General features: G+C 64.5%; 4 protein-coding genes. All 4 read right to left on the bottom strand.

Annotation, left to right across the window (positions count from 1 at the left end; translation table 11 throughout):
• Positions 1-19 precede the first annotated feature (19 nt).
• A complete protein-coding gene (locus tag LB533_RS02515) occupies positions 20-547 on the bottom strand; it encodes a phage tail protein (protein ID WP_140639533.1) in 528 nt (175 codons plus the stop codon).
• 12 nt (positions 548-559) lie between these two features.
• Positions 560-1,063, bottom strand: coding sequence for a phage tail protein (locus LB533_RS02510; protein ID WP_140639534.1), 504 nt, complete (start codon positions 1,061-1,063; stop codon positions 560-562).
• 11 nt (positions 1,064-1,074) lie between these two features.
• Positions 1,075-1,554 (bottom strand): phage tail protein, encoded by a 480-nt coding sequence (locus LB533_RS02505; protein WP_246674433.1) that lies wholly within the window; start codon positions 1,552-1,554, stop codon positions 1,075-1,077.
• Positions 1,555-1,789: 235 nt separating this feature from the next.
• Entirely contained in the window at positions 1,790-15,124 is a 13,335-nt protein-coding gene (locus LB533_RS02500; RefSeq protein ID WP_140639536.1) for a right-handed parallel beta-helix repeat-containing protein, read from the bottom strand.
• Between the last annotated feature and the right edge of the window lie 127 nt (positions 15,125-15,251).

Here is a 15,251-nt window from a genome sequence, read left to right as displayed (position 1 = left end):
TGCCCTGTTGGCGGGGAATTTAGCCTCTCGGCGGGAAGACGCCTTGCAGCGCGATGCAGAAGTTACAGGTGAGGTAGGGTTGCAGGTTGTTGTGCGGCTGGTCGCCGCCGGCGGGGGGGAGCGCGTTGGGGCTCATGGCCACCAGATCGACGTTGGTGGCCTTTTGAAACACGGCGCCACCGATCGAGGTCGCCAGCGTTATACTCGGGGTCAGCGTGCCCTGCGTTCCGTTTTCGACAGTCGCCCGCATTATATGATTGTGCATCGGGATTTCGGATTCCAGCAGCGACACGGTCTCGGAGCCGCCCGTCTCGCCGAGATCGTGAAGGGAAAGTCCAGGTCCCTGTCTCGGGTGCATCGGTGCGCTGCCCTGCAGATCGGGCAGGGCAAAGTTCGACGTGCCGTTGCCGCCATAAGTGGTGCCAAGCAGAGAAAAAAGCGCAGTATTCTGCGACAGCGGCAGCAGCTGGCCATCGCACCATGCCCAGCCCTTGGGCGCGAAATTGAACGGAAAGATGCGGATTTCGGCGACGAACGGATCGGCCATGGCGGTCCCTCTTCAAGTCGGCGACGGGAAGATGCCGAACAGCGAAATGATAAAATTGACGCAGAGATAGGGTTGAAAATTCGTATGCGGCTGGCTACCGCCCACGGAGGAAATGGCCGAGGTCGCCATGTTGGCGTCCGCTGATTCCAGAGCGTAGAGCTGGATCAGGGTCGAGCTTGCAAGAACATTGTTCGCTGGTGAAGCCTGCGATCCATTGCCGGTGTTTCCCAGGAACGGATGGGAGTGCGCCGGAATCTGCTGAATCGTCAGCGCAATCTCCTCGGCGCCACCGGTTTCCGCAAGGATGAAGCCATTGCCCTGATGCAGAGGCAGGCGGCCGCGCAGGTCGGGCAAGGCGAAAGTGCTCTCGCCGTCCCCGCCATAGGTGGTGCCGATCAGTTGGAACAGCGTTTCGTTCTCGGAGATCGGCAGAAGCTGCCCTTCGCAGAACATCCAGCCCGCCGGCGCGAAATTGCCAGCAAACATGCGGACTTCGCCAACATAAGGTTGTGCCATGATCGCGTTCCTCAGGTCTGCGACGGGAAAATGCCCTGCAGGGCGATGCAGAAGCTGAGCGTCAGGAAGGGCTGCATGTTAAGATGCGCCTGGCTGCCGCCGATGCTGGACACGCTTCCGGCGTTCAACGCCGCGAGATTGGCGGCGGGACCATAGATATTTCCGGGGTCCCTCGCCAGGACATTGCCGACGCCGGCGAAATTCGGATTGGGGGAGTCGCCCTGCGTGAGGGACGCATTCGCGACATGCGTATGCTGGGGTATCTCGCCGATTGAGAGCGTATGCGCCTGCTCGCCGCCTCGCTCGCCCAGCGTATGGCCGCTGCCGACATGGATCGGGATGCGCCCGCGATAGTCGGGCAGAGCGAAATTCACCCGGCCGTCACCGCCGAAAGTGGTGCCCAGCAGCGAGAAAAGCGCCTGGTTCTGGTTGATGGGCAGAAGCTGTCCGTTGCATAGCGCCCAGCCCTTGGGCGCGAAGACGAACGACATAATTCGAATTTCGGAAAGAAATGGTTCCGCCACAGTAATCTCTCCCGCGGCAATTCAACATACGGCACCGAACATCGCAAGAAACACCGCGATTGCTTGGAAGCTAATACGTAAGTTTTTCAGTAAATTGCAATCATGTACCGCAAGCCCATTGAACAACCGATCGGATTACTTTGCAAGACAGTATTTTTAGCTGACGCTGTTAAACGCCATCTTTCTGCCTTGGCCGGTCGACTCAGGGCAGAGGATTGATCGTCGGCAGCGGCGGGGCGCCAGCCGAGAACGTCACCGTCCCGGATAGGTTGAACAAGGTCGGGTCGGTCGAGCCATTGGCATTGTCCAGTTCCGTGGCGGTGTTGCCGACTGTCGGCGTGCCCTGCGTCACGTTCACCGTACCGGCGAGCTGTCGAATGCGCATGAACTGGCCATTACCGGCTTGTCCCGCTACGTTCGCGAAGGAGTTGCCCTGCACATTGGCCCAGATGGTCGGGAAAGGTCCGAAGCCCGCTTGCTGGTTATCCTGGATGGTGATCGCGCGGCTGCCGTTGATATGGTCGAAGATGTTGTTGGTGATGGTGACGTCGGTCTCGCCGCCGCCCGTTGCCTGGCCGCCAAAGCCCACATTGACGCTAACTCCAGGGGCCGACGCGATCTGGTAGATCTGATTGCCGTCGATCAGATATTTGCCGTTGATGGCACCTTCGTTCTGGATGCTGATGCCCGTACCGACCTGCGAGCCGGAATTGGTCACCGCGTTGTTGCCGATGATGTTGTTCCTGATCGTGCCGTTCACCGTCCTGTTGAAAGGCCCGTTGCCATTGTCGAAATGATTGATCGCCGTCGAACGCTGGCCAATGAACGTGTTGTTCTCGATGTCGAAGGTAAGCGAGGTCGCGGCCGGGTCGGTGGAGACGTCCACGCCCGCATTGTTGTTGGTGAACGTCGCTCCCGACACGTTCACCGTCATGCTGGTGCCGCCGGAATTGCCGAAGATGCCGGTTCCGGTGATGATATGCGTCGCATCCGAGACGGTGTTGCCGGTGAATGTGCCACCGGTCGCGGTGAGGCCCATCACGGACGTCCCGGTGCCGAGGAAGTTGACGAGGTTGCCGTGCGGCGAGCTGGCATTGCCGTTGATCGCCAGGCCGTTCGCCGAAATCGTGTTGTTGATGAGCTGCAGATTCGTCAGCGTGCCGGAAGCGTTCGAGATTTGAATTTCGAACTCGTTGTTGTTGCTGATCACGGAATTGCTGATCGAAGTCGCATGTGCGCCGTTCGAGGCGGTTCCGGTCAACTGCGTTATGTTGATGCCGGACTCGTCGGTCGCCGCGTCGTTGCCGTTGCCCGAAATATTGAGCCGGTTCAGCACCAGGCCGTTTATGCCCGAGCCGCCGATGCCGTCGCCCAGATTGTTGATCACGTTCATATAGGCGAGGTGGACGTCCTGGGTCGAGATCAGGCTGATGCCGTCGCCGCTCGCATTCTGGATCGTGCCGCCCGAGCCGTTGTTCGAGCCGCCGCCATCGCCCGTCACCGTCAGCCCGCCGCTCATGCCGGTGTTGTTGAGCACGATGCCATTGGCCGCGCCGTTGGACGAAATGCTGCGGAATGTGAGGCCGCTCGCGCCGATCGCCGTGTTGGCGACGTTGAGCGCGGTGCCGGTACCGGACGTGATCGTGTTCGGATTGGCGCCGGTTGTCACTGTCACCGTGCCGCCGCCCGTGGCGCCGAAGCCGATGCCGCTGGTGGTGGTGATCGCCAGTCCACCATTGGTGAAGTTGATCGTCGCGCCGGTGTTGTCGGTCAGGTTGACTCCGGCCGCGCTGCCCGACGTGATCGACTTGGAGGCACCAGAGAAAGTAATCGTGCCGGCGGTGTTGTCGTCCAGCAGGATGCCGGTCTGGCCGGCCACATTGTGGCTGATGTTGCCCGACAGCGTGATGTTGCCGGCGCCTGCGGCGCGATCCTGGATATTGACCGCCTGGCCGGTTCCGCTGGTGATGGTGCCGGCATAGGTGAAAGCCGCCGTGCCGCCGGTGTTGGCGCCGCCCGCACCGTCGCCGATGCGGATCGTGGCACTGCCGCCGCCGACCAGCGCGCCACCGCCGAGGTTGACCGGTCCGCCGGTAACGGTGTCGAGGATCACGGCGCTGCCGCCACCGGCGCTCGTGTTCGTGGAAGCGAAGGTCATGCCGCCGGCGCCGAGAGCGACGGTGTCCATGTCGACCGCCGCGCCGCTGCCGGTCGAAATCGTGTTGCCGGAGCCGGTGACGCTCACCGTGCCGCCGCCCGAGGCGCCGAAGCCGATGCCGCTGGCGGTGGTGATCGCCAGGCCGCCATTGGTGAAGTTGATGGCCGTGCCTGCGTTGCTGGTCAGAAGCACGGCGGCGTTGATGCCGGTCGAGAGCGTCTTCACCGCGCCGCCGAAATTGATAATGCCGCCAGCATTGCTGAGCGCGACGATGCCCAGCCCGCCATCGTTTCGGGTGATGGAGCTTGCGGCATCGAAGTTGACGGAGCCGGCAGCCATGCCGCGGATGTTGGCGACATTGCCGCCAGGATTGGTGATGTCGACATTGTTGAGGTTGACGATGGCGCTGACGTCGTCGTTAGCCGGCGTGCCCTGGTCGCCGTCGACGACGAAAGCGTCATTGCCGGCACCTGTGGCGGTGTCGATCGCAACATTGTTGAAGGTGTACGTTCCGGTCGCGTTGTTCGCCGCGTCGCCGAGGATAGTGATGCCGCGCGTGCCCGAGAGGCTGGCATTGTTGATGGCGACGTTGCCCGCCGCGCCATCGATCACGATGCCGGTGCCGGCGGTATCGTTGAGGCCGTTCGCCAGGGCGGTGGTGAAGTTCACCGTGCCGCCGGTGGTGTCGGCAACGACGATCAGGCGCTGGCCGCCCATACCTTGCGTGATCGTGCCGGCATAGGTCACGGTGGCGTTGCCGCCGTTGACGTTAAACGCGGTTCCGCTCGGACTGGTGATGGAGGCGGCGGTGCCGAAGCCGAACGTGCCACTCGAGCCGTTGAGGATGTCGACGCTGGCATTGCCGCCATTCAGCGTCGTCGTGCCGTTAAAATTGTAGATGCCGTCGGCATTGTCGAACTGCAGGCCGGTGCCGTTGGTTGCCGACAGCGTGCCGGTCTGGAAGGTGATCGTTCCCGTGGTGTGGCCGGCGATGGCGATTAGCGCGGCATTGCCGGCCTGGGTGATGTTGCCGCTATAGGTGACGTTCGCCGCGCTTGCGTCGACGTTGAAGGCCGTGCTGTTCGGGTTGACGATCGAGGTGCTGGTGCCGAAGTTGAACGTGCCGCCCGAATTGTTGACGATATCGATGCCGGCGTCGCCGCCATTCAAGGTCGTCGTGCCGTTGAAATTGTAGGCGCCGTCGGCATTGTCGAATTGCAGGCCGGTGCCGTTGGTTGCCGACAGCGTGCCTGAGAAGGTCAGCGTGCCCGTATGGCCTGCTGAAACCGACACCAGAGCCGTGTTGCTCGCCTGGGTGATGCTGCCGCCATAGGTGGTGCTTACGGTGCCACCGCCGACGCTGAATGCCGTGCCACCGCCGCCGCTCAGCGTGCCGGTGCCGAGGCTGGCGGCGCCGGTGACATTGGTCAGGACGACACCGCCGCCACCGGATGACGTCGAGTCGAGCGCGATGTCGAGAGCGGCATTGGTGAGATCGATCGCCTTGTAGCTGGTGGAATTCACCGTTTCGCTGCCGGCGGTGGCGATGATGTTGATCGTCCCGCCGGGGCCGGTAATGCCAGCGCCGGTGGTGGTGTCGATTGTCAGCCCGCCGTTGAAGCTGGTCGTGCCGCCGCCCTGGAACAGGCCAGCTCCGCTGGTCGTATCTATGTCGGCGAGCCCGCCGACGTTGAGCGTGCCGCTCTCCCAGCCGATGCCGCCGCCCGTTGAGGCCGTGTTCTTTACCGTCACCGTGTTGAAATTGAAGGTGCCAGTGGGATTGCTGGCGTTGGAACTGATGCCTGCGCCCGTCGTGCCGGTGACGGTGGTCGCGCCCGTGACGGTGAAGTTGCCGGCGACGCCGTCGAAGATGATGCCGCTGGCGCCGCCGCTGGCGGTGACGCTGTTTACGACCATGTTGACGGTCAGCGGATCGAGATTGAACGCCACGCCGTTGATGGTGTCGACCGTGCCCCCGCTGCTGTTCAACGCAAAGGTTGTGGCCGGGGGGCCCTTGGTATCGACGAGGACGCCCGTGCCGCCATCATTGAACGTGGTGAACGTGCCGAGATCGAGCGTGCCGCTGGTGCTGGTAAAGGCAAGGCCGTTGCCCTGGACGCGCGCGCCTGATGTGCCGACGTCGAGCGTGCCCACGCTGACCGTGCCGCCGGCGCCAGTGGAATCGAACGTGACGTCGTCGAAGGCAATGCCGCCGCCGGTGCCGCCGACGACCGTGTTGCCGGCGAAGGAGCGGATGGCGATCGAATTGTCCGTCGCGTTGATGTTCTGGCCGGCGAAGAACGCGGCCAGCGCGGATCCCGTCGATCGCAGCGTATTGCCGTCGATCGAAAGCAGCAGCGTGTTGGCCGCCGCGCCGGTCGTGGAGAAGTCGAGCGCCCTGCCGCCGGCTGATATGTCGTTGTTGCGGAGGAAGAAACTCGACGCGGCCGACGCATCGACGGCAACACCGGCGCCGGTGCCGGTGTTGCGGATGATGAGATTCTCGATGCCGCCGGTAGTCGGGCTGGGACCAGTGGTCGCCAATGTGATCACCGAGCCAGCAGTGTTGCTCTGCAGGATCGGCCGCAGCGTGTCGATGCCGATCGGTGCGGCGATGATCGGCGAATTCTGCACCGTGCTGAAATGGAATGCCGCCGACGCGCCGCTGCTGGTGTCGACACCGAGCTGCGAGACATCGATGGCCGTATCGTTTTGCCCGAAGGCGAGCAACACCTGCCCGTCATCGAGCTGGAACGACGTGCCGCTCAGGTCGATCGTTTCCTGGCTACCGGTGCCGTTCTTGTCGATCAGCACGATGACATTGGCCGTGGACGCCTGGGCGTTGGCATAGGTGCCTGGATTGAGGAAGCTGCCGTCTCCGCCGACGGTGGCGTCGGTGGTGACGTAGTAGACCTTGTACGCTGACAGGTTCGAGATGTCGCCGGTGAAATTGACGTCGTTGAAATTGTAGTCGCCATTGGTCGGCAGCGTGTCGGTCGCGTGGATGACCTGGCCGCCGCCGAAGGTTGCGATCGTGGACTCGGCCGGGCCCTGACCGTCGCCGAAGACAAGCCTAGCGCTGGTGAAGCTGTTGAACTGAACGCCCTGCGCGACATTACTGATGGTCGATGAGGGCCCGCTATTGTTTGCGGTGTCACCGAGCTGGATCGTGCCGGTGCCCGTCGTGAACGCCATGTCGATGCCGAGCGTGCCGGCGAAGCCGCCGCCGGCGACGTCGAAATCATCAGCCGTGATGGTGCTGGCGCCGAGCAGGGCACCATTCAGGTCGAGGCCGATCGCGTTGTCGGCACCCAGCCCGACGTTCAGGCTGGCGAAATTCAGCGTCGAACCGAGCGTGGTCGAAACGTCGACGCCGCGCGAAGTGATACCCAGCAGGTTGACCGTGCCTAGGTTGATGGCGCCGCCGGAGACGTCGTCGAGCGCAACGCCGGTCGCCGCGCCGTTGACCGAGATGGAGCTGAAGTTGATGCCGCCCGCGCCGACCGTCGCGCCGTCGAGGTTGAGCGCCGTTCCGCTCTGCGCGGTGATCGTGTTGTTGCTGCCGATGACGCTGATCGTGCCAGCGTTGAAGGTGCTGGCGTTGAACCCGGTACCGCTGGTCGTGGTGATGGCAAGACCGCCATTGGCGAAGGCCAATGTGCCTGTGCCTTGCAGCAGGTCCAAGCTGGGAGCCTTGAAGATGGCATCATTGATGCCGGTGTCGAATGTCTTCGACGTGCCGGAGAAGGTAATCGTTCCGTCCGATGCGCCATCGACGGCGACGCCTCGGCCGCCGGTATGCTCGATGGTACTCGAAATCGTGTAGCTGCCGTCGGCGCCGGCGAAATCGAAGGCCGTGGATGCCGTGGTCGAAGTGACCGAACCGCTTAGGTTGAGGGTGGACAGGTCGGTGAAGGGGACGCCCACCACACTGCCACCGGTGACGTTGATCGAACCGTTGTAATTGAGCGCGCCACCGGTATTGCTGTCGAGCGCTATTGCCCGATCGACCGTGCTTGTCGTCGCGCCGATGCTGGCGGCTCCGCCATTGCCGCCGATGTTGACGCTGCCGCCCTGCACGCCGTTGAACCAAACGCCGGTCGCACCGCCGTCGATGGTTAGGCTGGACCCCGCGATATTGGCGATGTTGACGGTGCCGACCTCGCCAACGAACTGGAGAGCTGCGTTGCTGACGTCGAAATCGGACGTTCCAGTGAAATTGACTCCCCCGGTGCCGGTCACGCTGCCCAAATAGACGCCGATGTATCCCTTATCCGTCAGGCCGCCGATGTTGACATCGCCGCCAAGGTTGACACCGACTATCAACACGCCAGCGGCGGTACTGGTGGACACCGCCGAGATGCTGTCGAAGGTGACGCCGGCGCTGCGGACATTGGTGCCGCCGGCCAGCACCAGTCCATCAGCGCCGGAATTGATGGTGTTGCCGGCGCCGGTCACCGTGAGGATGCTGCTCCCAACGAGGAAGCCCGTCCCGGTTGTCGTCGTCAGGGCGAGCCCGCCGTCGGTGAAGCCGATCGTGGCGTCCGGATTATCGAGCAGGCTGACGGCGGCGATCGCGCCCGAGCTGATCTGCTTGGTCGTGCCGGAGAAGGTGACCGTCGCCGCCGTGCCGTTGTCGATGCCGGCAACGACGATATTGCCGCCGGCGCCCGCAAGGCCATCGGTCAGGATGCCCGACAGCGTCACAGAACCGCCGGTCAGTTCCTGGATCGAGACCGCCGCGCCGGTGCCGTTGCTGACGATGGCGCCGGCGTAGGATATGTTCGCGTTGCCGCCGCTCGCATTGGTGCCCGAGCCGACATTGAAGGCCGTGCCCGAACCGGTGTTGGTCAGCGTGCCGGTGCCGAAATTGAACGTGCCGCTGAGGTTCTGCAGGTCGATGCCGCTGCCGGAACCGAACGACGCGCTGGTCGAGGCGAAATTGATGTTGCCGGCGATGCCGTCGAGGGCCACCGCCTGTGCGTTGGTGGCATTGACTGTACCCGTCAGGACATTGACCGTGCCGACGCCGCTGGCGCTGAACGCTGTCACGCCGTTCGTGGAAATGTCCACATCCGTGAAGTTGATGGTGGTGCCGGCGTTGTTGGTGAGCGAGACGCCGTTGCCGCCAACAGTCACCTTGTCGGTGAAATTGATCAGACCGCCGCCGTGATTGGCGATCGAGATGCCGCCGCCGGTCAGCGTGCCGGCCGGCCCGCTGTTGGGCAAAGTGCCGCGCGTCACGGTGATGTTGCCGGCGCCGCCGTTGACGTCGAGCAGCGTGCCGGCGACGTTGACGTTGTTGTTGGTGATCGACAAATTGCTGTCGAGGCCGGCGACCTTGAACGCCGTCTGGCCGGCGCCGACATTGCCGACCGTGACGCCTTCGATGACGATGCCGCCGGCATTGTTGAAGCTGCCCGCGCTCTGGTCGATGGTGAAGATCGAGCCGCTGCCGCCGGTGAAATCGAAGGCGGTGTTGCGCACCTGGTTGCTGCCGAGCAGATGCAGGGTATCGCTGCCCGTGCTCTTGACCACGCCCTCGTCGCCGGTGACATCGCCGCCGGTGGCGCCGAGATTGCCCTGCACGTTCACCGGCTGGATGGTGCCGGTCGTGGTGATGGCGTTGCCGTTGCCGAAGCCGGTGATCGACTGGCCGGAATCGAGCGTGAACGGCGTGCCGCTGAGGTCGACCGTGCCGACGAAGGCAAAGGTCTGGGTGCCGGTCTTCAGATCGGCATCGGCAACCGAGACGGTATTGACTGACGTACTGAGCCCAAATGAGCCGGCGGCGATGACGCCGCCATTTTGCGACACCATGAACACCCCGCCGACGGCGCTGGCCAGATTCGCGCTGCCGGTGAAGAGCACGTCATCGAAATCATAATTGCCGAGCGCGGCGAGACCGACGGTGTTGACGGTGAAATTGCCCGCCGCCGCAGTGATTGTCGAATTGCGGCCGTTGGCGTCGGCGAATTCGCCGTCGCCGAAGGTGAAGCTGGCGTTGGCGCTGGTCGCCGCCGTCTGGCCGGCCGACAGATCGACGCCGATGCCGGCGCCTGAGATCGACGACCCGGTCAGGAAGGTGATGGTGCGGTTGGCTGTCGTCGAGGACAGGTCGATGCCGCGCGAGCTCGCGGCGTCGTTTCCGGTGATCGCCGTCAGCCCGAAATCGGCCGTCGTGGCCGAGCCGGAGAAGTCGATGGCGGTCTGGCTGGCGCCCGCGCCGAGGCCGCTGACGGTGGTCGTGCCGAAGCTGACGTCGTTATTGGTGCCGGAGAAATCGATGCCGGCATTGCTGTTCGCGCCCAGCGTCACATTAGTCGTGCCGAAGGTGGCGCTGCCGGCCGCGTTCGAGATGGACAGCGCGGCGCCCGTCGCGCCGGTGATCGACAGCGTGCCGCTGACCTCGAATGTCGAGTCGGCGCCAAGGCTGGTGATCGACGCGCCGCCGCCGCCGGTCGCCGTCAGCGGACCCGTGAAGCGGATCGCGGTGTCGGTGGGAGCGGTTATCTCCCCGATATCGAAGAGGCCGCCGGTGCCGGTCGAAGTGATGGCGCCGCCGAATGTGATCAGGCCGCCGGTGGTGCCGTCGATCCTGACGGCTTTTGCCGCGCTGCTCTGGTTGATCGTGCCGTCATAGGTGACGTCGGCCGACGAACTGCCGATAACGATCGCGCTGCCGCCGGTGTTGGCGATGGAGCTGGGCGCCCCGAAGGTCAGGCTTCCGCTCGAGCCGTTGAGGATCACGACGCCGAGGCCGCTGCCGCCTGATATGTCGAGATCGGCGAAATTGGCGGTGCCGCCGAAATTATTGACCAGCAGCGCGATATTGCTCCCGCCGGCGATCGTCGTGGTGCCGGTGAAGTCGACCGTCGCGGATGTGTTGGCCAGCACGACGCCGGTCGGCACCGACCCCTGGATGGTCAGATCGTTGACAGTGATCGCGCCCGACGAGCTGCCGAGGTAAAGCCCGATCGTCGCGCCCAGGATCGTCACGCCGGTGCTGGTGAGACCGTTGATCGACGCCGTGCCGTCGATCGCCAGGAACGAGCTGTTGACGCTGAGGTTGGAGACGGTGTTGCCGCTGGCGAGGTCGATGGTGTTGCCGGCGCCGTTGTTCAGCGTCGCGCCGCCGAAGCCCGTCGGATCGCTCATCGTCACGCCGGTGACGACCTCGGCGCCGGTGACGTTCGCGGGCGGCCCGCCCAGATCGACGGTCCCGGCATTGGCGAAGGAAACGAGCGACTGGCCGCTGGCCAGGGTGAAGCCGTCGGCATCGGTGTCGGTGGTCTGCACGGCCGCCGTCTTGACCAGCACGAAGGTCGTGTTGGCGTTGGTGGTCAGGTCGTCGGCCGCTGCGGCATTGATCAGGTTGGCGACGCTCGATCCGTCGCCGGTTCCGGTGTCGGTGGAACCGACATAGACGACATTGGCGACGTCGAACAGCTGCGGCCCGACCAGGTGCGTGCCGTTGAAAGCATAGGTGCCGCTGCCGGGCAGCAGGCCGCGCATGTCGAGCGAGGCGGTGACGCCGGTAATCGACGCGCCCCCGGCCGCGCCGAACGAGAACGCCGTGTTGGCGGTAGTTCCCGCAAGGCCGTTGGTGCCCATCTGGACGCCGGTGTCGGTGGAAATAACGCCGCTGCCGATCGTCACCGAACCGCCAACGGTGCCGGAGAGGTCAATGCCGGTCGAACCGGCGGGACCCGAAACGTCGAGCGTGGCGGCGGTGAAGACCGAGGTGCTGTCCGACAGGTCGAGGCCGATGGCGGAGCAACTGCACAGGTTGGTAATGTCGACATTGCCGAAGCTGATGGCGCCGTTGACATGCTTGACCGAAATGCCGTCGGACGGCTGATCGATCGTCACGTCGCCAAACGAGACCGCACCCGAATTGCCTGCGAAGAAGCCGAGCGAAATACCAGGACCGAAGGTCTGCGAAATATCGACCGGCGCGGCGAAGGTCACCGGCCCGCTGCTGTCGTCGACCTGGATGCCGGCCGAGCCGACATTGGTGATGTTGACCGGCCCGCCGAACGTGACGGCGCCGGTGGTACCCTGCACGAGGATGCCGCCGCCGAACGCGATATTCGAGATGTCGACGCTGCCGAAATTGAAATCGGCGGTGCTGTTGGCGATGATCACACCGCCGCCTACAACGTCGCTGACCGTCGTCGCGCCGGACACGGCGAAGTTCCCCGATACGCCGACAAGCAAGGCGCCGTACAGGCCATTGCCGCTGATGCTGTCCTGCGAGAGGCTATCCAGCGTGACGTCGAGGTTGGCGCCGAACACGGCGATAGCGCCTCCGTCATTGCCCGATATCGTGCCGCCGGTGGTGCGCAGCGTACCGGCGGTGGACATGACGCTGACGCCGAAGCCGAGATTGTCGGACGCATTCAGCGTTTGGAAGGCATAAGTCCCGTCGCCGTCGACGAACAGTCCGCCGCCGCCATTGCCCGAAAGCGCTGTCGTGCCGTTGAAGGCATAGGTGCCGTCGCCGTCGATACGCAGGCCGGCGCCGGCGTTGTCGCTCGAGGTCACATTGCTGGCGCTGACATTGCTGACGCCTTCGAACAGCAGCCCGTCCAGGCCGGCGCCGCTGACGCTGACGCCGCTTATCGTGACGCCGGTGACGTTGTTGCCATGGATGCCGTTGCCGCCACCCGGATTGGCGTTCGCCACGTTGAAATCGAGCAGCGCGGTGTCGTTGGCCAGCGTGACGGTGTCGGTGCCGGCCGAACTGGTCAGCGTCGCCGCGCCGCCCGCGTCCGAGATGGCGGTGGTGTGCGCGACATTGTCGCCCGTCACGTTGACCGGAATGCCGCCGAGCGAGAAGGTCCGGCCGTTGCCGAACGAGGCCAGCGTCTGGCCGGCGCTCAGCGAGAATCCGTCGGCGTCGTCGATGGCCGTGCCGCGATTGACCAGCACGAAGATCGCGGTGCCGTCGGTGTTGGCATCGGCCGTGGCGATCGAGGCGAGGTCGAGCAGCGAGGAGCCGGTGCCCGAGCCGGTCGCGGCGGCGCCGACGAAGATGACGTTCTGCACGTCGAACAGCTGCGGACCCGTGAACGTCGTCGAACCGAAGGCGTAGTGGCCGAGCGTCTGGTTGAGGCCGCGCGCGTCGAGCGAAGCGGTGATGCCTGATATCGAACCGCCGCCGAAGCTGAATTCGGCATTGGCCGAATTGGCGAGCGAGCCGGAAATGCCGAAGTGCACGCCGGTGTCGACGCCCGTGATCGCGCCGCCATCGGTGATGACGATCGTTGCCCCGCCCGAGCTCGGCGAGGCGAGGTCGATGCCGATCGAGCCGGCCGCACCGGTGCCGGTGATGTTGAGCGACTGCGCGGTGAAATTCGTATGGCTGCCGGAGAAGTCGAGCCCGGTGCCGACGCCCAGGCCGGAGATGACGATGTCGCCGGCCACCACCGCCGCGTTGACGCCGGCAAACGAGATGCCGTCGCCGGCGGGAGCGCTGATATCGATATCGCCGAAGCGGATCGCCGCCGGCGAATTGGAAATGGCGATCGCCGGGCCCGTCGTGTCCGAGATCGTCGTCTTGCCGTTGACGGTGAAGCTGCCCGAGACCTGGTCGAGCACCACGCCCGATGTGCCATGGTCCTGCGTGATCGAATCGAGCACCACATGCGCGGTGATCGGATCGATGAAGACGGCGGTGCCGCCATTGCCCGACACGGTGCCGCCGGTGGTGGTGAAGCTGCCTGAGGTCGAGGTGCCCTGAACGGTTATGCCGCGGTCGGCATTGTCCTTCGCGTTGAGCGTCGCGAATGTATAGGTGCCATGACCGCTGGCATCGAGCCCGTCGTCGCCATTACCCTGCAGCAGTGTCGTGCCGGTAAAATTGTAGGTGCCGTCGCCTTCGATGTGCAGGCCGTCGAGGCCGTTGCCGGTGGCGGTGAAATTGGAACCGGTGATGCCGGTCGAGGTGCCGGTGAAGGCGGCGCCGTTGCCGCCGGCGCCCGTCACCGTGACATTGGTCAGCGTGGCGCCGGTGATGTTGTTGCCGAAGATGCCGTCGGCGCCGCCGGTGATGGTGATACCGTTCAGCGTGTTGCCGTTGCCGAGCGTGATGACGTTGTTGGCGACATTGGTGCCCTGGATGGTGCCGTCGCTGCCGCCCAGGTTGAAGGTGCCGGTGCCGCCGCCGAAAAGCTTCGCGGTGACGCTTTGGCCGCCGCCGATCACGGTCTGGCCGTTGGCGAGCGTCGTGCCGGTGGTGGTGATGTTGCCGTTGCCGCCCAGCGCCACCACGAAGCCGCCGCTGCCGGCTTTGGTCACCGCGTCGTCCAGCGTCGTCGGGTCGGCCAGCGTGCCGGCGCCGGCCAGGCCGCCATCGGCGTAGTAGAACTTGCCGAAGGCCGCATTGGTGGCGGCGTTGATGGCGACGCGGGTCGTCGTGCCGCCGATCGAGTCCTGCGACTGGATCCTGACGCCGATGTCGCCGCGCACCCGCTCGTTGACGCGCTTGCGCAGGCCTTCGCTGACCGGATAGACCGGCTCCGGCCCGCCGTCCGCGCCGCCTTGGCCGGGATTGAACGGGATGTTCAGCCGCACGCTGCCGGCGAACTGGGTGTCGTCGCGGTTGTCGTTGCGTACCTCGCCCGTGAAGGTCAGCGACGTTCCGGTGCCGAAGACATCGCCGATCTCATATTCGATGCCGGCCTTGACGCCGGTGACGCTGCCGTCGTCGCCATGCGGATCCTCGAAATGGTAGCCGCCTATGTCGAGACGCAGCGAATGCTTGTCGGGCAGGTTGAGCGGCACCCGGGCGCCGACCTCGCCCTCTATGCCCCAGGCCGCGTAGTCGCGATGGTCGAGCACCGAGATCTGCTCGATCAACTGGTTCGAGACCATCGACAGGGTCGAGGAGACCGAATGGTCCGTCGTGTCACCCTTGATCGGCACGAACACGTTCACATGCGCGTCGAAATGCGGGGTGATGGCCTCGGCGCCCAGCGTGGCTGACGTGAACTGGTTGGAGTTGTAGTTCTCGACGTTGAGATAGGCGTAGCCGCCGAGCATCAGGTCGGGATTGACGATGCGGCGAATGCCCAGGCCGACATCCTGGCCGAACGCGTCCTTGAAATCGTGCTTGGCCCTGACATCCAGGAACAGCACCGATTCGGCGGTCTGCTTGATCGGGATGAAACCTTCGAGCGCGGCGTTGCCGCCATTGTTGTCGGCGCCGATGATGGCCCGTATCTGCGGCTGCCAGAGGGCGTCGCCGCCATAGGCGGCCACGCCTGACAGGGCCAGCGCCAGCGTCGAAAGCGCCGTCGTCTTCCAGAGATGCCTTGCAAAACGCGAACGACCATAGGCCATGCGCACGCGGAAATCCTCCCCGCGCGCTGCCATGCCCTCAACCTGCCGAGATGTCTCGGTAGTTCCCATCCCTGGCCGCCCTTTGGGGACTGCTCGCCCCCGCACCAATTCTTGCGCGAATTCTATTGTATAGCGAGTCGCCAACGTCGTGACTGCTGTT

The sequence above is a fragment of the Mesorhizobium sp. BR1-1-13 genome, assembly GCF_020165515.1.
Lineage (GTDB): Bacteria > Pseudomonadota > Alphaproteobacteria > Rhizobiales > Rhizobiaceae > Mesorhizobium.
The sequence above is the reverse complement of the archived record's forward strand: the minus strand, read 5'-3'. Positions and strand labels throughout refer to the sequence as shown.